The sequence below is a fragment of the Pseudomonas sp. UV AK001 genome (genome assembly GCF_046097675.1).
In the GTDB taxonomy this organism is placed as follows: Bacteria; Pseudomonadota; Gammaproteobacteria; order Pseudomonadales; family Pseudomonadaceae; genus Aquipseudomonas; species Aquipseudomonas kribbensis.
On record NZ_JBJUVZ010000002.1, the window covers coordinates 55,129 to 74,490 of the forward strand.

General features: G+C 60.8%; 14 protein-coding genes. 8 read left to right on the top strand and 6 right to left on the bottom strand.

Annotation, left to right across the window (positions count from 1 at the left end; translation table 11 throughout):
- The first annotated feature begins 60 nt into the window (after nt 1-60).
- The 3 genes from ACKLNA_RS08250 to ACKLNA_RS08260 all read left to right on the top strand — a co-directional run bounded on the left by ACKLNA_RS08250 (nt 61) and on the right by ACKLNA_RS08260 (nt 4,272).
- Nucleotides 61-2,934, top strand: a complete 2,874-nt coding sequence (locus ACKLNA_RS08250; RefSeq protein ID WP_408985596.1) for an EAL domain-containing protein — start codon at nt 61-63, stop codon at nt 2,932-2,934.
- A 150-nt stretch (nt 2,935-3,084) separates the two neighbouring features.
- Nucleotides 3,085-3,951, top strand: a complete 867-nt coding sequence (hexR, locus tag ACKLNA_RS08255; protein WP_007954250.1) for a transcriptional regulator HexR — start codon at nt 3,085-3,087, stop codon at nt 3,949-3,951.
- Between the two features lie 108 nt (nt 3,952-4,059).
- The gene (locus ACKLNA_RS08260; RefSeq protein ID WP_085708792.1) at nt 4,060-4,272 is read left to right on the top strand and encodes a PA3496 family putative envelope integrity protein; all 213 of its coding nucleotides are present in this window, start codon (nt 4,060-4,062) and stop codon (nt 4,270-4,272) included.
- On the opposite strand, the gene ACKLNA_RS08265 is transcribed toward ACKLNA_RS08260, so the two are convergent.
- Nucleotides 4,214-5,176, bottom strand: coding sequence for a LysR family transcriptional regulator (locus ACKLNA_RS08265; RefSeq protein WP_085708793.1), 963 nt, complete (start codon nt 5,174-5,176; stop codon nt 4,214-4,216). The two genes, ACKLNA_RS08260 and ACKLNA_RS08265, sit on opposite strands and share 59 nt — an antisense overlap.
- A gap of 191 nt (nt 5,177-5,367) precedes the next feature.
- Between ACKLNA_RS08265 and ACKLNA_RS08270 the strand changes: the two genes are divergently transcribed.
- Together ACKLNA_RS08270 and oadA are read left to right on the top strand one after the other, a co-directional pair.
- Entirely contained in the window at nt 5,368-6,783 is a 1,416-nt protein-coding gene (locus ACKLNA_RS08270) for an acetyl-CoA carboxylase biotin carboxylase subunit (RefSeq protein WP_085708794.1), read from the top strand.
- Between the two features lie 11 nt (nt 6,784-6,794).
- Nucleotides 6,795-8,603, top strand: coding sequence for a sodium-extruding oxaloacetate decarboxylase subunit alpha (oadA, locus tag ACKLNA_RS08275; protein WP_085708795.1), 1,809 nt, complete (start codon nt 6,795-6,797; stop codon nt 8,601-8,603).
- 108 nt (nt 8,604-8,711) lie between these two features.
- On the opposite strand, the gene ACKLNA_RS08280 is transcribed toward oadA, so the two are convergent.
- Nucleotides 8,712-10,886, bottom strand: coding sequence for an autotransporter domain-containing protein (locus tag ACKLNA_RS08280; protein WP_408985597.1), 2,175 nt, complete (start codon nt 10,884-10,886; stop codon nt 8,712-8,714).
- Nucleotides 10,887-11,085: 199 nt separating this feature from the next.
- Nucleotides 11,086-14,043, bottom strand: coding sequence for an autotransporter domain-containing protein (locus ACKLNA_RS08285; protein WP_408985598.1), 2,958 nt, complete (start codon nt 14,041-14,043; stop codon nt 11,086-11,088).
- A gap of 241 nt (nt 14,044-14,284) precedes the next feature.
- Here ACKLNA_RS08285 and ACKLNA_RS08290 point away from each other — a divergent pair, with 241 nt between their 5' ends.
- Together ACKLNA_RS08290 and ACKLNA_RS08295 are read left to right on the top strand one after the other, a co-directional pair.
- On the top strand, nt 14,285-15,637 hold the full coding sequence (locus ACKLNA_RS08290; RefSeq protein ID WP_408985599.1) for a HipA domain-containing protein: 1,353 nt from the start codon (nt 14,285-14,287) through the stop codon (nt 15,635-15,637).
- A complete protein-coding gene (locus tag ACKLNA_RS08295; protein ID WP_408985600.1) occupies nt 15,634-15,912 on the top strand; it encodes a helix-turn-helix domain-containing protein in 279 nt (92 codons plus the stop codon). The genes ACKLNA_RS08290 and ACKLNA_RS08295 overlap by 4 nt, the downstream gene beginning before the upstream one ends.
- Before the next feature lie 30 nt (nt 15,913-15,942).
- On the opposite strand, the gene ACKLNA_RS08300 is transcribed toward ACKLNA_RS08295, so the two are convergent.
- The 3 genes from ACKLNA_RS08300 to ACKLNA_RS08310 are packed head-to-tail and all read right to left on the bottom strand — an operon-like array spanning nt 15,943 to nt 17,707.
- On the bottom strand, nt 15,943-16,614 hold the full coding sequence (locus ACKLNA_RS08300; RefSeq protein WP_408985601.1) for a GNAT family N-acetyltransferase: 672 nt from the start codon (nt 16,612-16,614) through the stop codon (nt 15,943-15,945).
- Nucleotides 16,615-16,626: 12 nt separating this feature from the next.
- Entirely contained in the window at nt 16,627-17,073 is a 447-nt protein-coding gene (locus ACKLNA_RS08305) for a GNAT family N-acetyltransferase (RefSeq protein ID WP_011336633.1), read from the bottom strand.
- Between the two features lie 10 nt (nt 17,074-17,083).
- Nucleotides 17,084-17,707, bottom strand: a complete 624-nt coding sequence (locus tag ACKLNA_RS08310; protein WP_408985602.1) for an FMN-binding negative transcriptional regulator — start codon at nt 17,705-17,707, stop codon at nt 17,084-17,086.
- Between the two features lie 92 nt (nt 17,708-17,799).
- Here ACKLNA_RS08310 and ACKLNA_RS08315 point away from each other — a divergent pair, with 92 nt between their 5' ends.
- Entirely contained in the window at nt 17,800-19,353 is a 1,554-nt protein-coding gene (locus tag ACKLNA_RS08315) for a PLP-dependent aminotransferase family protein (protein ID WP_408985603.1), read from the top strand.
- Nucleotides 19,354-19,362 lie beyond the last annotated feature (9 nt).

Genomic DNA, 19,362 nt, shown 5'->3' on the forward strand with positions numbered 1-19,362 from the left:
GTATGCTCCGTCCACGTTTCCGGGCGCATGCTCACACTTATAAGAACAAGAACGTTGCCTATGACCCTCAGCTTCGACCTGTCGGGCCCCTCTGTGGAACCCCGGGTGATCCGCAAGCATTACGCCACCCAGATGGCGGTCGAGCGCACGCGCCTTCTTTATCAGGGTTCGCTGTTACCCACCCTGTTCATGTTGATCAATGGTCTGGTCTGCGCCGGTCTGCTCTGGAGTCCGCAGCGTTACTTCGTGGTCAGCGTCTGGCTGGTGTGGCTGCTGTCGCTGGTGGCACTGCGGGTGATTCAGGTCGCTGCGTTCGATTCGGCGATCCCCGACCGCCAGGCCCAGCCGATCTGGGGCCGGATGTTCCTGCTCGGTTCGACCATGACCGGCCTGACCCTGGCCGGCGCCGGCATCGCCCTGGTCCCGGCCGACAATTTCATGCAACAAGCCTGGGTGTTCGGTCTGATCGGCGCCGCAACCCTGTCGGCCAGCGTGGCCTACGCCGTGAGCATTCCGGCGTTTCTTTCCTTTACCTTGCCGTGCCTGCTGCCGGCCATCGGCTATTTGTTCTGGGGTGGTGACGAACTGGCGCGGGGCTGGGGCTGGCTCGGACTGATCCTGCTCGGTTCCCTGAGCGTGGTGGCGTGGCAGGTCAACCGGCTGATCGACCGTGGTTTGCTGCGGCGCTTCCAGAACCAGCACCTGATCGAACACTTGCAACAAGCCCAATCTCGCAGCGAACTGCTCAACCAGGCGCTGGCGAAGGAAATCGAACAGCGCCGCTGTGCCGAAGCGAAGTTACGCGAAGCCCAGGTCGAACTGGAGGACCGGGTGGCCCAGCGCAGCCGCGAACTGGACGCCGCCAACCAGGCACTGAGCAAAAGCGAAGCGCGTCTGGCCCTGGCGTTGAAGGCCAGTGAGCTGGGGCTGTGGGACTGGAACCTGCAGACCGACGAAGTTCACCACACGCAGATTCAGGAACTGTTCGGCCTTGACCCGGAATACGTCACCGGGTTGCTCAGGCATCTGCGGCCCCGGCTGCACCCGGAAGATGTCCCACCGCTTAAACGGGCGTTGATCGAGCATCTGAAGGGGCGCACCGAGGATTATCAGATCGAGTACCGCGTGCGCCATGGCGACGGCCACTGGGTCTGGATCGAGGATCGGGGCCGTGCGGTGGAGCGCGACGACAGTGGGCGGGTCATCCGCATGGTCGGCACCCGGCGTGACATCAGTGTCAGCAAAAGCCTGGAGGCCCAGCAGCAATTGGCGGCCACGGTATTCGAAGCCGCCAGCGAAGGCATCGTGATTCTCGACCCGAACTATTCGTTGATCGCCATCAATCAGGCCTTCAGCCGGGTTACCGGGTATGACATCGATGACATGCTCGGGCGCAATGTCGTCGAATTGCCGTGCAGTCGTGACGCCCGGCGGCATTACGTCGCCATCCGCCACGCGCTGGAGCAGCACGGCAGTTGGCAGGGCGAACTGGTGGAGACCCGCAAGAACGGCGAGCTCTATCCACAGTGGCTGCAATTGAATGCGGTACGCGACAGTCGGGGAAATGTAAGTCATATCGTCGGCTTCTTCGCCGATCTGTCGGCAAGGCGCGAATCCGAAGAGCGCATGCGTTATTTGACGCACTACGACGAACTTACCGGTCTGGCCAACCGTTCGCTGTTCCGCGAACGCCTGCACGAAGCCCATCAGCGTGTACGGCAGGGCGGGCGGCGGAGTCTGGCGCTGCTGCACATCAATCTGGATCGCTTCAAGTTGCTCAACGACAGTCTGGGTCATGAGATAGCCGACCAGTTGCTGCAGAAAATGTCGCGGCGTCTGGTGAGTGCCTTGCCGGAAGCCGACACCATCGCCCGGTTGTCCGGCGACGAATTCGCGGTGCTGTTCGATGCCTACGGCAACCTGTCGAGTCTGGCGCGGGTTGCCACGCGGCTGTCGGCCAAACTGCGCCTGCCGCTGACGGTGGAAGGGCATGAGCTGGTGGTCAGCGCCTCGATGGGCATCAGCATGTTGCCGGACAACGCCCGGGAGATTTCCGCGCTGGTCAGCCAGTCGAACATGGCGATGCAACATGCCAAACACCTGGGCGGCAACAACTTCCAGTTTTACACCGACAGCCTGCAAGCCAGCACGCTGGAACGCCTGCAACTGGAAAACCAGCTGCGCAAAGCCATCGAGGACAGGCAGCTCAACGTCTTCTATCAACCGAAACTGTGCCTGGCGACCGGTCGTCTCAATGCCGCCGAAGCGCTGGTGCGCTGGGATCACCCGACCATGGGCCGGGTGCCGCCGGGGGACTTCATCGGTCTGGCAGAGGAGACGGGACTGATCGGGCCGATCGGCGAATTCGTCCTGCGTCAGGCCTGTTGGCAGGCCTGCGAATGGCAGCGGCAGGGGCTGGCGCCGATCCGGGTTTCGGTAAACCTGTCGGTGCATCAATTGCGTCAGGGCAAGCTGGTCAGCCTGGTGCGCCAGGTGCTGGAGGAAACCGGGCTGGCGCCGCACTACCTCGAACTGGAACTGACCGAAAGCCAGTTGCTCGACAGCGTCGAACACATCATCGCCACCTTCCAGCAACTGCGGGACTTGGGGGTGAAACTGGCGATCGACGATTTCGGCACCGGGTATTCGTCGCTGAGTTATCTGAAACGGATTCCGGTGGATTACGTGAAGATCGATCAGGCGTTTATTCGCGGGTTGGGCGAGGGCAGTGAGGACGCGGCGATCACCCGGGCGATCATTGCGATGGCTCATGGGTTGTCGCTGAAAGTAGTGGCCGAGGGCGTCGAACGGCCGGAGCAGCTCGAGTTCCTGAAGGCCGAGGGTTGCGACGAGGTGCAGGGGTATCTGATCAGCCGTCCGGTGGAGGCTGCCGGTCTGGCCGGGTTGCTGCGTCAGCAGGAAAATCCCCGGTAAAGGGCTACATGCAGTGCATGTCGCCTGATTCGGGGCGATCCAGTTACGCATTGAGCAGGCAAAAAGCCGATTCATGTAGTATAACTACAAGCTTGCTACATCCCCGGCATCTGGCCAAAGCACATCTTTCCATAACAAGAGTCCAGCCCCTTGAATCTGCTGCAACACATCGCCCAGTCACGTCACCTGTTACGCAAGTCGGAGCTCAAGGTCGCCGACCACGTGCTGCTTGACCCTGCGGCAGTGATGCACAGTTCCATGGCTGACCTGGCCCACAGCGTCGGCATCAGCGAGCCGACCATCGTGCGCTTCTGCCGGGCCATCGGCTGTTCCGGTTTTCAGGATCTGAAACTCAAGCTCGCACAAAGCCTCGCGGCCGGCGCCAGTTTCGGTCAGTTCGCGATCCATGAAGACGATTCCGTCGCTGACTACAGCCTGAAGATTTTTGACACCACCCTGCACACCCTGATGGAGGTTCGCGAGAAGCTCGATCCATTGGAGTTGCAGCGTGCGGTGACGTTGATGTCCCAGGCCCAACGCGTCGAATTCTACGGTTTTGGCGCGTCGGGCGCGGTGGCGGCGGATGCACAGCACAAGTTCTTCCGCTTGCTGCTGACGGCGGCGGCCTATTCCGACCCGCACATGCAGGCGATGTCGGCGGTGACCCTGAAGCCGACCGACGTGGCGATCTGCATTTCCCAGTCCGGTCGCTCCAAGGACCTGCTGATCACCGCCAACCTGGTGCGCGAGAGCGGTGCGTCGCTGATCACCTTGTGCCCGAGCCAGACGCCTTTGGCCGAGCTGTCGACCGTCAACCTGGCGATCGACGTGCACGAAGACACCGAAATCTACACGCCGCTGACCTCGCGCATTGCCCACCTGGTGGTGATCGACGTGCTGGCCATGGGCGTGGCCATGGCGCGCGGGCCGAGCCTGGTCAACCACCTCAAGAGCGTCAAGCGCAGTCTGCGCAGCTTGCGGCTGTCGCCAAAATCGGTGAAAGCGCTGGATGACTGAAAGTCATGGGGTGAAGGCAATCTTCATCTGCCTGTAACCCCGGCGAAGCCAAACCGTCATCCCTCGCGCCTATCGTGAAACTCCCGTACTCGCCTTGGGAGACTCGAAATGGCTCAGCCTTACGAAGAACGCAACAGCGCCGCGAAAACCCGTCGTCAGCAGGAAGACCAGCGCCGCATGGAATTCCGCCGCGCCATCGAAGATCGCTTCGAACTTCGTCAGCTTCAGACCGAAATCAGCGATTTTCCCGAGGACATCGAACTCAACTACTGGCAGGCAGCTCCCGCAGCTTCCCGTCGAAGCGCTCAACCAGCGCGCTGATCTGCACCCGTTCGCTGCGGATAAACGCCAGGAAGGCGTGCGCCACCGGTGACAGGCGTTTGGCCTTGGCCTGCACCAGGCACCAGCTGCGAAACAGCGGCAATTCTTCGACCGGCAGCTCCACCAGTCCGCCGGTCGCCAGCTCCAGGTTCAGGGCGTGGCGCGTCAACAGTGCCACGCCCAGACCCGCCAGAACGCACTCGCGCTGAGCTTCAGCCGACGCCACTTCTTGAGTCTGAGTGAAGTGCACGCGTTTCTCCTTGAAATATTCCTCGCAGGCCAGCCGCGTTCCCGAACCGGGTTCGCGAATCAGCAGGGTGTAGGGCTCAAGATCCTGCAGGCGCAGCGGTCCCATGTGTGCCAGCGGATGGTCCGGTCGAGCGGTTGCCACGATCGGGTTGTTGAGGAAGGGGAGGAACTCCAGGCCCATGTCCTGCGGGACCATCGACATGATCACCAGGTCGTCGCGGTTGTCCGAGAGCCGGCGAATCACCTGGCCGCGGTTGACCACCGTCAATTGCAGGTTCACCTCCGGATGCTGGCGCTTGAACGCTGCAAACAAGTGCGGCACGAAGTATTTGGCGCTGGACTCCACTGCCAGTTTCAACTGGCCCTGTAGCGAGCCCTGCATGTCCGACAGCTGCATGTCGAGGTTTTCCAGCCGGCCGAAGATGTCCCGACTGGCGCGCTGGAGTGCTTCGGCGGCCTCGGTCATGTAGAGTTTTTTGCCGACGTAATCGAACAACGGCTGCCCGATCAGCTCTTCAAGCTGACGAATCTGTAGGCTGACGGCCGGTTGTGTGAGAGACATTTCCTCGGCTGCGCGGCTGTAGGAACGTAAATCACACACTTCGTTGAAGATCTGCAATTGACGCAATGTCATACGCATCAAGGACTTACGCATTTTCTAACGACTCTGGGCGCTGGCTGGTGCAATGACTATAAGTCTTTACTTATGCCTGACCCAATTTTTATTCATTTTTGTTAATCCCTTGTGAGCGCTAGTGTGAAGCCGCGACCAGATTGAAACATTTGGTCACGCGTCGACCTGGGTCTAGCAGGTCGTGGGTACCACCGGCTCAAGGGAACCTCCAAGTGATAACAAAGATCCTGATCGCCAACCGTGGTGAGATTGCCGTACGAATCGTGCGTGCCTGCGCCGAGATGGGCATTCGCTCGGTTGCGATTTTTTCCGACGCCGACCGCCATGCCTTGCATGTGAAGCGTGCGGACGAGGCCCACAGCATTGGTGCCGAGCCGCTGGCCGGTTACCTCAACCCGCGCAAGCTGGTGAACCTGGCGGTGGAAACCGGTTGCGATGCACTACACCCCGGCTACGGTTTCCTTTCGGAAAACGCCGAGCTGGCAGAGATCTGCGCCGAACGCGGGATCAAATTCATCGGCCCGTCGGCGGAAGTCATCCGCCGCATGGGCGACAAGACCGAGGCGCGCCGCAGCATGATCAAGGCCGGTGTGCCGGTCACGCCGGGCACCGAAGGCAACGTCTCGGGTATTGAAGAAGCGTTGAGCGAGGGCGACCGCATCGGTTACCCGGTGATGCTCAAGGCCACCTCTGGTGGTGGCGGTCGCGGTATCCGTCGCTGCAACAGCCGCGAAGAACTCGAACAGAATTTCCCCCGGGTCATTTCCGAAGCCACCAAGGCCTTCGGTTCGGCGGAAGTGTTCCTGGAAAAATGCATCGTCAATCCGAAGCACATCGAAGCGCAGATCCTCGGCGACAGCTTCGGCAATGTGGTGCACCTGTTCGAGCGTGACTGCTCGATCCAGCGCCGCAACCAGAAGCTGATCGAAATCGCCCCGAGTCCGCAACTGACCCCGGAACAGCGTGCCTACATCGGCGACCTGTCGGTGCGCGCGGCCAAGGCTGTGGGCTACGAGAACGCCGGCACCGTGGAGTTCCTGCTCGCCGAGGGCGAGGTGTACTTCATGGAGATGAACACCCGGGTGCAGGTGGAACACACCATCACCGAAGAAATCACCGGGATCGACATCGTCCGCGAACAGATCCGCATCGCCTCCGGCCTGCCGCTGTCGGTGAAACAGGAAGACATCCAGCATCGCGGTTTTGCCCTGCAATTCCGGATCAACGCCGAAGATCCGAAAAACAATTTCCTGCCGAGCTTCGGCAAGATCACCCGTTACTACGCCCCCGGCGGCCCGGGCGTACGCACTGACACGGCGATCTACACCGGCTACACCATTCCGCCGTTCTACGACTCGATGTGCCTGAAACTGGTTGTGTGGGCACTGACCTGGGAAGAGGCGATGGACCGTGGTCTGCGCGCCCTCGACGACATGCGTCTGCAAGGTGTGAAGACCACCGCCGCGTATTACCAGGAAATCCTGCGCAACCCGGAATTCCGTAGCGGTCAGTTCAACACCAGCTTCGTTGAAAGCCATCCTGAGCTGACCAACTACTCGATCAAGCGCAAACCCGAAGAGCTGGCCCTGGCCATCGCCGCCGCCATCGCCGCCCACGCAGGCCTGTGAGGAATAGAACAATGACTAAAAAGATTTTCGTAACCGACACCATCCTGCGCGACGCCCACCAATCGCTGCTCGCCACCCGCATGCGCACCGAAGACATGCTGCCGATATGCGACAAACTGGACAAGGTCGGCTACTGGTCGCTGGAAGTCTGGGGCGGCGCGACGTTCGACGCCTGCGTACGCTTCCTGAAAGAAGACCCGTGGGAACGTCTGCGCCAACTGCGCGCCGCGCTGCCCAACACCCGCCTGCAAATGCTCCTGCGCGGGCAGAACCTGCTGGGTTACCGCCATTACAGCGATGACGTGGTCAAGGCGTTCGTCGCCAAGGCTGCGGTCAACGGCATCGACGTATTCCGCATCTTCGACGCGATGAACGACGTGCGTAACCTTCGTGTGGCCATCGAAGCGGTGAAGGCTGCCGGCAAGCACGCCCAGGGCACCATCGCCTACACCACCAGCCCGGTGCATACCATTGATGCGTTCGTGGCCCAGGCCAAGCAGATGGAAGCCATGGGTTGCGACTCGGTGGCGATCAAGGACATGGCCGGCCTGTTGACTCCGTATGCGACGGGCGAACTGGTCAAAGCATTGAAAGCCGAGCAATCGCTGCCAGTGTTCATCCACTCCCACGACACCGCCGGCCTGGCCGCGATGTGCCAGTTGAAGGCCATCGAAAACGGTGCCGACCATATCGACACCGCCATCTCCAGCTTCGCCTGGGGCACCAGCCATCCGGGCACGGAGTCGATGGTCGCCGCCCTCAAGGGCAGCGAGTTCGATACCGGTCTGAACCTGGAGCTGCTGCAGGAAATCGGTCTGTACTTCTACGCCGTACGCAAGAAGTACCACCAGTTCGAAAGCGAATTCACTGCTGTCGACACCCGCGTTCAAGTCAACCAGGTACCGGGCGGGATGATTTCCAACCTGGCCAACCAGTTGAAAGAGCAGGGCGCTCTGAACCGCATGAACGAAGTGCTGGCGGAGATCCCGCGCGTACGTGAAGACCTCGGCTTCCCGCCGCTGGTGACTCCGACTTCGCAGATTGTCGGCACCCAGGCGTTCTTCAACGTGCTGGCCGGTGAGCGTTACAAGACCATCACCAACGAGGTGAAGCTCTACCTGCAGGGCGGCTACGGCAAGGCGCCGGGCACCGTGAACGAGAAGCTGCGTCGCCAGGCCATCGGTAGCGAAGAAGTCATCGACGTCCGCCCGGCAGACCTGCTCAAGCCGGAAATGACCAAGCTGCGTGCCGACATCGGCGCCTTGGCCAAGTCCGAAGAAGACGTGCTGACCTTCGCCATGTTCCCGGACATCGGTCGCAAGTTCCTCGAAGAGCGTGCCGCCGGCACCCTCACCCCGGAAGTGCTGCTGCCGATTCCGGAAGCAGGCAAGGTGGCTTCGGCCGGCGGCGAAGGCGTACCGACCGAGTTCGTCATCGACGTCCACGGCGAAACCTACCGCGTGGACATCACTGGTGTCGGCGTCAAGGCCGAAGGCAAGCGTCACTTCTACCTGTCCATCGACGGCATGCCGGAAGAAGTGGTCTTCGAGCCACTCAACGAATTCGTCGGCGGAGGCAGCAGCAAGCGCAAGCAGGCTTCGGCTCCGGGCCACGTCAGCACCACCATGCCGGGCAACATCGTCGATGTGCTGGTCAAGGAGGGCGACACCGTCAAGGCTGGCCAGGCTGTGCTGATCACCGAAGCGATGAAGATGGAAACCGAAGTCCAGGCTGCCGTTGCCGGCAAGGTCACCGCCATCCACGTTGCCAAGGGCGACCGGGTGAACCCGGGCGAAATCCTGATCGAAATCGAAGGCTGAGATAACGGCCTCGATACAACGCTTTAAACCTCGGGGGAGCATGTGCTCCCCTTTTTTTGCTCGCAGGTTTCAGATGAACGCAGCCCCGCAGGAACGGCGTTCAGGACATCAGAACGCCATTCGCCACTGGCCCGTTACACCGTGATTGCGGCTTTCAGTGCCGAATTCTGTCGTGATGTTCACTCCCAACGTGTGGTTGGTCGACAGTCCGAGGTCGAGGCCGGCATCGACGCCCAGGCTGTTGCGATCCAGCGTGGCACCGATTACTTCGAAACGCTTGCCACCCTTGACCAGTTGCTGGTGCGTGTCGCTGTCGAGTTCGCCGAAGGTGTGTTTCCAGCCGGCGCTGAATCGCGGCGTCAAACTCATGCCGTTGTCCAGCCGAGCGATTTTTGCCGTGCGCAGACCGAAGGTGCTGCTCAGGTTATCGCGGGTTTGCCCGAAGATTTTCAGCGCCGCGTCCCCACCTTTTTCGGCATAGCTGTCACGTTGATACCGCTGATAGCCGAGGCTGGCAAACGGTTCGAACGTCACATTGTATCGGCCGAAATTGAAGCCCAGTTCGGCAAATGCCTGCTGAGTATTGGCGTTGTAGTTGCCTTGGAGACGGTCGCGGTATCCATTGAAAGATACTCGTCGTTTGCTGCTGCCGTCATGGCTGGCATAGGTAGCACCGAGGCGCAGGGCCAACGGTCCGTCCTGACGTACCGCATAGACGCCCAGATGCCAGCTGTCGAGATCTCCGTCGTACTGGCGGGCATCGAGTTTCGTCTGGGATTTGCCGCCCAGCAGGCCGATATGCCACATATCATCCAGCCGCCAGTCAGCACCCATGACCAAACCTTGAGTAGCGTGCTTGAGCGCGCTGTCGTACTCCCGATCGACCTCGCCGCCGTGACCGAGGGCCTTGACCCAGACACGACCGGAATCCGTAGTGCCAGATGTCTGACGAGGTGATTTACCGGAAGCGGTGCGGTTGTCCAGTTGGTTCATGGCCGACAGCATACTTGCGCTCACGGGCGCAATACTGCTCAACGTGGCTTTGGCGAGGTTTGCGTTACTACCGGCGGCGAGTTGTTCGATGGCGACTGGCGCGATGGTTTTATTGCTTGCCAGCAATGCAGCGACAGCTGCGTTTGCGGGTGTTTGAGGCTGAGTGACTGGCGCAGGACCTGCGCCGCGCGCAACTGCTGTTTCTTCTGAGGCGGGTGAGGTATCGGACGCCGGCGACGGGGGCGAGGCCGTCAAAGGTGCTGGCGTTGCGGATGGGAGGCGGGATGAAGGCGGGGGCTCCTCAATACTGTCGGCAACCGAACGACCATTGTCTGTCGTGGCCATGCTTGCCAGCGGTGTCTCATTGCGGGCGTAAGTCAGATTGACGGACTTCCTGTTGTATTGAGGCGTGGCGGTCATGAAGGCCAGATCATTCAGGATCGCCCCGAATTTTCCTTCAATCTTGTTGGCTTCGATAACTTTGTACTGACTGGTCTCCGGATACTCTCCCGGCGCCGCTACTATTTTCAGGGTAGCGCCGTCGAGATTGGCTATTCCGTCGACCTTGATGGTTTGACCACCGGTTCCCGGGGCGACTTCATAAGCCAGTTCGGCATTTGGGGACAGATTCAAATTGCCCTTCACTCGTGGACTGCCGTGCAGTGCATTGACCGTGAGCAGGCCGTCAACGTGCAAATTTCCCGTTGTGCCCTTGCCCGCATAACTACCACCCTTCTCGACATGCACATCGCCTTTGATGCTTCCCTTGTTGAAAAGCTTGCCGACGGTTACTGCGCTGCCGTCGATGATGCCCAGGTTGGTCAGCGATCCGTTACGGTCTATCAGCACACCTTCCTTGAAGTCTCCCTTGCTGTTCAGCGTCAGGTCGCCCCGGAGGAGATGCAGCCCGTTGAAATTGCGGGTGTCTTTCAGCGTGTTTTCGGCAGAAGCGTCCACTACCAGAACGTTCACGCCTTCGCCGCCGTCCAGTCGACCCGTGAAGCTGGCTCCGTCTTTGAGAACGATCAGATCGTTGACGGTTGTTCCCAGGAAAGCACTTTCCGGTGAATTGAATGCGATGGGAACAGTAGCTGGATCGTTGAAAAAGCCCTGAAGCCTTTCAAGAGCGTCTTCATAGGGGCTGGCCTCGGACAGTTCGGGAACGTTCATGCCTGGTGAAGACACAGGGTCTTCAGGCGATTGTTGAGCGTTCGCAAGCGCTGCGCCACCAAACGCCATGGCAATGGCCAACGCCAAGTGTTGTGGTTTATATCGATGTTGAACGGGCATCAAGTCGGGCCTCTTTTGACAGGAGACCAAACTTTATTGACGCTCAGACAACAGGGATGTCGGCTACTTCCGGGACCTATGCAGGGGGTGTCGGATCGTTTTGTTGAAAATCACCAAGGGATGACGAACCGGTGTATTTACTCGACTGCACCGGCTCCTTTTCCTACAACCAATCAGGATCTTGCTGGCTGTTCAACGATCAAAAGCTCATCTGCCACTGCCCGATCAACCCATGATTTCGACTGTTGCTGCCAATCTCGCCACTGTAACCAAGTCCCAGGGTGTGCCGAGCCGAAACGCCCAGATCCAGCCCCGCTTCCAGCACCAGGCTGTCACGATCCAGCGAGCTGCCATCGACACTGAACGCTGTACCGCCGACGACGAATGCCTGACGGGTCGAGCTGCTGACATCGCCGTATGTGTGTTTCCAGCCTGCCGCCATGCGCGGGGTCAGGCTCATGCCGTTTTCCAGCGAGTTCAGGTGTGCCAGGCGCAGGCCGACGGTGCTGCTGAAGTTGTCCTGGGTCTGGCTATCGACCTGCAACGCCGCCGCGCCGCCCTTTTCCTGGTAGCGGTCGCGGTGATAACGCTGGTAGCCGAGGCTGGCGTAAGGTTCGGCGCTTAAACGGCCGCTGCCCATGGCGTAGCCGAGTTCGGCGAAGGCTTGCTGGCTGTTGGCGTCGTAATCGCCTTTGGGACGGTCACTGAAACCGTTGAACGCGACCGTGCGTTTGCTCTCGCCTTGATGACCGCTGTAAGCCGCGCCCAGGCGCAGGGCGATCGGGCCGTTTTGATGCTGGGCGTAGACTCCGGCATGCCAGCTCTCGACATTGCCATCGACGCCGGTGGCGTCCAGATCGGTCTTGGAATAACCGCCAAGTACGCCCAGACGCCATTGTGGATTCAGTGCCCAATCGGCACCGAGCACGCTGCCCTTGGTGCGCTGTTCCAGACTGCTGTTGCCGTGTTCGCCATCGAGCTTGCCGTAGCCGCCGATGGCTTGCAGCCAGAGTCGTCCGCGAGCATTCGGGTCATTCAGGTTTCGCGCTTCGGAGGGTACGCCGTTGGCGGCGAGGACCGGTGTGTCGCGCTGATCGAGGCCGACCATCAATCCCGGGCTGCCGCCCATCTGCTGCATCGCCGATAGCATGCTGCTGCCGACCTGGCTGCTGGCACCGAGGGTGGCGCTGGTCAGGTTGGCGTTGCTGGCGCCGGCCAGTTGTTCGATGGCCGCGCCTGCGCTGCTTTGAGTCGTGTTGAGCAGGGCGTTGTACAGCGCGTTGTTCTTGCCCATCGAGGCCAGGCTGTTGGCGGCGTTGCTGCCGTTGCCGGTGACGGCGAATTCATTGAACGCCACGTCATTGCGGGTGTAGGTCAGATCGACCTGAGTCGGCGTGTAGGCGAGGGTCGGGGTGAGGAACGCGTAGTCACTGGTGACCGCGCCGAACGTGCCGTTGACCCGCGCAGCCTGCAACACCGTGTATTGGCTCTGCCACGGATACGTGCCGCTACCGGGATTGACCGCCAGCGTTGCGCCGTTGAGGTTGGCCGTGCCACCGACCTGGACCGGTGCGCTGCTGCCATCGGCGTTGACGCCGTAGGCGAGGGTGGATGCGCTGCCCATGTTCAAGTCGTGCACGATGGTAGCCGTGCCGAGTCGAGTGTCGGTGCGCAACGTACCATTCACGTTGAGGTTGCCCACCGAACCACCGCCGGCATACACACCACCGGCGTCCACGGTCAGGTTGCCGGCGATACCGCCCTGGTTGATCAGGGTCGCGCCATTGCGTACCGCACCGCCGTCGCTGAAATCGCCGCTGCCGGTGAGCGTCCAGGCGCCTTGCTTGACCTCCAGCCATTCGAAATTGCGGCTGTTACCGAAGCTGCCGCCCGCCGCGTCGTCCATCACCACGTGGTCATAACCGGTGCCGCCATCGACCATGCCGATAAACCGGCTGCCGCTGCGCAGGGTCAGGCTGTCGTTGCCGCCGCCCAGATCCAGCGCCAGGCCGTTGCTGCCGCTGATGGTGCCGCCGTTGATCACGTTGTCGGCGAATTCACCGACGAACTTCACGGCAAAACCGTCGAGCCCTTGAATGGTGCCGTAGTTCTCCAGCGTGGTGGCTGCCAGTCCCGAACCGCCGCTACCGTCGTCCACCAGAATCGCGCTGTTGGCGCCGCTGATCAGCGCGCCTTTGGCGTTGAGGATGTAACCGCCACCCAGGGCGATGCCTTCACTGCCGTTGGCAAAACCGCCCTTGTCCACGCCGCCCGCGCCGACACCCTGAATGGTGCCGTAGTTTTCGATGTGAGCGATCTTGTCGATGTCCACGCCGTCACCGTCGCCATTAGGTTGCAACCCGGAATACGCACCAGTGATGGTGCCGTGGTTGATCACCGTGCCGTCGCCATCGGAACCGAAACCGGAGCCGTTGCGCCCGGTGATTTGCCCGTAGTTGACCAGCGTCGCCCCCAGGTCGGTGGTGATGCCATGACGGCCACCGGAAATCACGCCGTAGTTGGTCACGCTGACGCCGGTCGCGGTGTCGATATCGATGCCGTCGAACTTCTGGTCGGCGTTGTGCGAGTCGCCAGTGGAAATCTCGCCGTAGTTGCTGATGGTCGCATTGGCGCCGGTTTTCATGCCGTCGCTGGCGTCGCCACGAATCAGCCCGCCCGCACGGTTGATGATGGTGGTTTTCACCCCGTCGCTGCGCTGCGCATCCAGATCCAGGCCTTGGCCGGTGGTCGAGCGAATGGTGCCGCTGTTGTCGATCAACAGGCTGCCGCTGACGAAGTTGCTGTCGATGCGAATCGCGTCGTTGGAGCCGAGAATCTGCCCGCCGCTGCGGTTATAGATGGCGTAGTTGCGTGCCTGGGTCAGGTCGCCGCTGCTGTCGATGGCCCGGCCACCGGTAGAAATGATCTTGCCGGCGTTGTCGATGATCACGCCGATCCCGCTGGTCTTGTCCTTCAGGCTCACAGCCTTGCCGCTGTTGGTGATGCTGCCCGGCGCCGAAATCGTCAGGGTGTCGTTGCCGCCCAATGTCTGCGACGCGGTGGTGGCGGTGTCGATCTGCACGGTCTTGCCGTGGGCGGCGCCCGTGGCGATCAACAGGGCGGTGGCAAGCGACAGGCGCTGAGGCGGGAGCGGCATGGGGGGAACGTCCTTTTAGTTATTAGCGAGGGCGTTCTGTATAGCGGAGGGTTTTTACAGAATGATGTCTGGGACGAACTCGGCTGCATCTGCATTATTTTGCATCTATCTCGAAGTTTTGTTGCCATATCTGCACTTTATTGCAGATAAAGGATCATCTTGATCTTCTGAAATGCACTATATTGCACATATGGTCCACTAGATGATCGCAGAGATGCATTTAATTGCAGGTGAGAGCCGCATGCACAACCTGACATTGCAGATATTCAACGACGGCAAATGGCACGACGCGATGGTGTTGAGTTTCGACTCGCCCGAAAAAGGCTTCGAAAGCCGCTGCAGTTTTGGCTACGAGTCGGCCTATCTGGTCGAGAACATTGAGGCCATCGGCTCTCCTTTTTCCAAGGCCGTGAGTGCCCTGTATCCCCTGGATTGGGAAGGCCGGCGATCCATCACGCCCGCATTCGTGCATGACATTGCGCCGGCAGGCGCCGCTAAAAGGTTTCTTCTCGCACGTCTGGGGCAGGAGAAACCTGCAGACATCAGTGCCGATCTTTATCTGCTCGGACGCTGCACTCCGGCTCCGATCGGCAACATGCGGATAAAAGAATCAGCCGAGGCTGTCGACGAGCGCAAACCCATTGGGTTTCAACGCCAGGATGTCGTCAGCCGTGACCACCGGTTTCTTGAATACGCCTATGAAATGGGGGCTGCGATCGGCGGTGCGACCGGGGCCGGAGGTGAGGCTCCCAAGATCCTCCTGGCGGAGGATCGTGCCGGTCTTCTGTACCCCGATGCTGTGCTGGATGATGAAAACGTCCATCAGCACTGGTTTGTGAAGTTCGCCCGGAATAAGGGAGGTCAAACCGATCAAGACATCTTGCGCAGCGAATTCCACTACTACCAGGCGCTTCAGGCACTGGGTATCGAAACCGTCGCGGCAGAAGGTCTGGCGTTAGAGGAAGCGAACAAACCCAGTTTGTGGATGCAGCGTTTTGATCGTCAGGTGACGAGCCGTGGGGTAGAGCGTTTTGCCGTGGAGTCGATTTACTCGCTGGCCGAAGTGACGACACCGGGAAGCGCGATGAACCATATGGATGTCATTCGCATGCTTGCCAATCTCTGGCGCGAAGCGGGGCAAGCGGATGAGATTCCGGCGCTGGTGGCGGACTATTTACGCCGTGACCTGATCAACAAAATTCTTGGCAACTCGGATAACCACGGTCGCAACACTGCAATCATTCGCGATGTGGATTCGTATCGTCTGGCGCCGATTTATGACCTGGCCCCCATGGTCATGGATGACGAAGGTGTAACTCGCACGACCAAATGGCCAAAAGAACTGGAGAGGGCGGGTGATGTCGATTGGCGGGGTGTTTGCCGCGCTTTGGCGGACATTTCCGATCCGGATGACCCATTGGCAGGGTTGTCCGACGCGCCGGAGTCTTTCGAGCGATTGCGTGAGGATGCGCAGTGCCTGGCCGAGTTGCCGGACATTTTGAGCGCCAGCGGTTTGCCTGACCGCACAATGAATCATCCAGGCGTTCACCTGAAAAACCTGGAGCAACGATTGAAAGAGTGGGATCTGAAATGAGCATGACCGTCGCCGAGCGCACCGTGCTCATCGAAAGTATTCAAGAAGCGCTGGCTGAAGGAGCCGTAGAAATCGGTGAAGCCGTTCGCCGTTTACGCGTGGAGGTGACCGGGCTGCATCAGACCCAGTTCGCGAAGATGTGCAAGATTTCGGTACGCACGCTGGTGCACATCGAACACGGCGAGGGTAATCAGACACTGAAATCGCTGAATGCCGTGTTCCGCCCGTTCGGGCTGAAAATGGGCGTGGTACGGGTTCGGCGAAACAACAGCTGAACCCGCAACCCGCTTAGTGTCGAGCAAGTTTCAGGTGCGGCACTCAACCAATCCCTTCACCTGCCCCTCAGCCGTCTGATTCTCATCGCTCAACCAGCGCTCGAACCCCGCCGCAATCGCCGGCCATTCCGAGTCCAGAATCGAGTACCACGCGGTATCGCGGTTCTGGCCTTTTACAACCATGTGCTGGCGGAACACGCCTTCGAAGCTGAAGCCCAAGCGTTCGGCCGCGTATTTGGAGCGGGCGTTGCCGTTGTTGCATTTCCATTCGAGGCGACGGTAGCCGAGGGCGAAGGATTCCCTGGCCAGCAGGTAGACCGCTTCGGTGCTTTTCGGCGAGCGCTGCATCGGCGCGCCGAAGGTGACGTGGCCGATTTCGATGCGGCCCTGGGCCGGGACGATCGACATCAGGCTGAGGATGCCTTGCACCTGGCCGCTGGCGCGGTCGATGACGCTGAAGAAATATGGATCGCTGTGGGCGGCGTAATTGTTCAGCCAGTCATTGAAGGCGCTGCGCTCCGGAAACGGGCCGTAGGGCAAGTAATCCCAGAGTTTCGGATCGGCGCCGGGGCCCTGCAGGGCGTTGAACAGGTCGTCGCCATGGCGCGACGGGTCGAGTTTTTCAAGGCGGATGAAGCGGCCTTCGATCAGCGTGGTGGAGGGTGGCGGCACGCCTTTCCAGTCGGCGAGAGAAATCGTCATGCGCTTGGCTCCTTAAATGGCTTTGCGAAACTGGATGAAACCCGGGCGTTCGGCGATGCGCTCGTAGAGCTGGATCGCCGTGGCGTTGGTTTCGTGGGTCAGCCAGTGCACCTTGCAGCAACCGTCGGCCTTGGCCGTGGCGTAAACGTGTTCGATCAGCAGGCGGCCGACGCCGGTGCCACGGGTTTGCGGCTCCACCAGCAGGTCTTGCAGGTAGCAGGAGTTTTCGATGCTCCAGTTCGAACGATGGTAGATGAAATGCACCATGCCCACCGCTTTGCCGTCGGCCCAGGCGAGGGCGGCGTGGGTCGGTTCGTTCGGGTCGAGAAAACGCTGCCAGGTGCTCTGGCTGACGGCGTCCGGCAATTCAGTGTTGTAGAAGCGCAGGTAGGCCTGCCACAGCGGCAGCCAGGCCGCGTGATCGGCGGCGCTGACCGGGCGGATGTCGATCTGACTCATGGTGATTTCCTTAACGCATCAAGTGAGCGAGGGTTTGATCGTTGATGTCGGGGCTGGCGGCCAGCCCTTCGCGTACGCCGGCGATATCTTCGGGGCTGCGGTTCTGGCTGAGCTTGCGCTTGCCTTCGAGGCGGTCGATCGGAATGGCGAACCCGACGATGGCCTTGAGCATGCCGTCGATGTAATCGGCCGGGGCATCGTCGACGGACCAGGGCTGGGCGCGGCCCGCTTCATGGCGATCGGTGAGGGTGCTGACGATGTCCAGCAGCCGACCGCCATCGCTGAAGGTTTCGGCGTGACCGTAGGCGTGCACGGCGACGTAGTTCCAGGTCGGCACGACTTTGCCGTGCTCGGCCTTGCTCGGGTAAAAGCCCGGGCTGACGTAGGCGTCGGGCCCCGGGAAAATCAGCATGGCCTCGGCACCGTCGCGCAGGTCTTTCCACTGCGGATTGGCTTTGGCCAGATGCCCGTACAGCGTGCCGTTCGGACCCTGTTCGCGATGCAGCAGCACCGGCACATGACTGGCCTGCAAGCCTTGCTCGCCGTGGGTCACCAGAATGGCGAGGCGGGTGGCAAGGATCAGTTCGTGCAGTTGGGACAAGTCGTCGATGGCAAAGGCGCGGGGCGTGTACATGGAGAGATTTTCCTTGGCGAATGCCTGCATCCTAGGCAGGCTATTGGTCTGTTGTAAGAGCCATTGATGACCAATTTCATAGGTCCATTGCCATGCCCGATCCGACCACGCTGTCGTTGCCGTTCAACCCTGCCGGTATCGAACTCGATCGCCGCAAAGGCCTGAGCCGCCAGCTCTATCAGGCTTTGCGCCTGCGAGTGCTCGACGGGCGCCTGGCCAGCGGCACGCGGCTGCCGGCCAGTCGTGATCTGGCGGCAGCGCTGGCGATTTCCCGCAACAGCGTAGTGCGTGCCTACGATCAGCTGTATGCCGAAGGCTTCATCGAAGGGCGGGTCGGGGACGGCACTTATGTGGCGCAGTTGCCACAATCGACGAGATCGACGAAAAAACTATCCACAAAAGTATCCACAGGCTTTTCAACAGGCTTACCCACAGATTTATCCACAAAATCCGCCGATTCCACTGTTGATTTATCCAGCAAAGTTATCCACAGCGGTGCAATGCAGCGGCTTGAACAGAACCATTTGCCGACGCCGCCGAGTGGTCCGCTACGGGCTTTCAGGGTGGGGGTTCCGGCGTTCGACCTGTTTCCGTTCGACGTCTGGGCCAAGCTGAATGCGGCGTTCTGGCGCAAGCCCGACTTGCAGCAACTGTGTTACGGCGACCCGGCGGGCGATGCGCGCCTGCGCGGCTTGATCGCCGCGTATTTGCGCAGTTCGCGCGGCATGCAGTGCTCGGCTGAGCAAATTGTGATCACCAGTGGAGCACAGCAGGGAATCAGCCTTTGTGCACAGTTGCTGGTGGAGCCTGGCGCCGGGGTGGGCATCGAGAATCCCGGCTATCGCGCAGCAGGTCATGCGTTCGCGCTGGCCGGTGGTCGATTGCATGGCATAGCAGTGGACGAGGAGGGTATCGACTGCGCTGCACTGGCGGCCGCCGAAGATTGCCGGGTGGCTTATGTCACGCCGTCTCATCAGTACCCGACCGGGGTCGTGATGAGCCTGGCGCGACGCCTGGAACTGCTGGCCTGGGCCGAGCGCACCGGTGGCTGGATCGTCGAGGATGACTACGATGGCGAGTATCGCTACACCGGTGCGCCGCTGGCCCCGTTGGCTGCACTCGATCGACAGGGTCGTGTGCTGTATGTCGGTACTTTCGGCAAAGTCGCGTTCCCGGCGTTGCGCCTGGGTTATCTGGTCTTGCCACCCGGGTTGGTGGAGGTCTTTGCGCAGCGACGTGCGGTGGATGTCCGGCATTCCGAAGTGAGTACCCAGTCAGTGATGGCCGAGTTCATGGCGGCCGGTCACTTTCAGCGGCACATCCGGCGGATGCGTCGGGCAGCCTTGAGCCGGCGTAATGCCCTTATCAACGGTTGGCCCCAGGGATTGGAGGGGGTGGGTGAGCTGCCGGCCGTATCGGCCGGATTGCACCTCACGGTCGCGGTCGACAGCGCGGCCCGACAGCGGCAACTGATCGAGCAGGCTGCCAGCGTGGAAGTGGAAGTCCAGGGCCTGAGCGAATACTGGCTGCCGGATTCGACCGTGCCGATCGATCAGCGCGCCGGTCTGGTGCTGGGATTTGCCGCAGTACCGGAGCCGGCAATCGAGTCGGCCTTGACCCGATTGCGCCGGGTCTGGCTCGGTTAATCGCGACGC

Bases quoted from the DNA above. Each gene is read 5' to 3' on its own strand.
- ACKLNA_RS08250 (WP_408985596.1), top strand. From the start codon at position 61: ATGACCCTCAGCTTCGACCTGTCGGGCCCCTCTGTGGAACCCCGGGTG.
- ACKLNA_RS08260 (WP_085708792.1), top strand. From the start codon at position 4,060: ATGGCTCAGCCTTACGAAGAACGCAACAGCGCCGCGAAAACCCGTCGT.
- ACKLNA_RS08265 (WP_085708793.1), bottom strand. From the start codon at position 5,176: ATGCGTAAGTCCTTGATGCGTATGACATTGCGTCAATTGCAGATCTTC.
- oadA (WP_085708795.1), top strand. From the start codon at position 6,795: ATGACTAAAAAGATTTTCGTAACCGACACCATCCTGCGCGACGCCCAC.
- ACKLNA_RS08280 (WP_408985597.1), bottom strand. From the start codon at position 10,886: ATGCCCGTTCAACATCGATATAAACCACAACACTTGGCGTTGGCCATT.
- ACKLNA_RS08285 (WP_408985598.1), bottom strand. From the start codon at position 14,043: ATGCCGCTCCCGCCTCAGCGCCTGTCGCTTGCCACCGCCCTGTTGATC.
- ACKLNA_RS08290 (WP_408985599.1), top strand. From the start codon at position 14,285: ATGCACAACCTGACATTGCAGATATTCAACGACGGCAAATGGCACGAC.
- ACKLNA_RS08295 (WP_408985600.1), top strand. From the start codon at position 15,634: ATGAGCATGACCGTCGCCGAGCGCACCGTGCTCATCGAAAGTATTCAA.
- ACKLNA_RS08300 (WP_408985601.1), bottom strand. From the start codon at position 16,614: ATGACGATTTCTCTCGCCGACTGGAAAGGCGTGCCGCCACCCTCCACC.
- ACKLNA_RS08305 (WP_011336633.1), bottom strand. From the start codon at position 17,073: ATGAGTCAGATCGACATCCGCCCGGTCAGCGCCGCCGATCACGCGGCC.
- ACKLNA_RS08310 (WP_408985602.1), bottom strand. From the start codon at position 17,707: ATGTACACGCCCCGCGCCTTTGCCATCGACGACTTGTCCCAACTGCAC.
- ACKLNA_RS08315 (WP_408985603.1), top strand. From the start codon at position 17,800: ATGCCCGATCCGACCACGCTGTCGTTGCCGTTCAACCCTGCCGGTATC.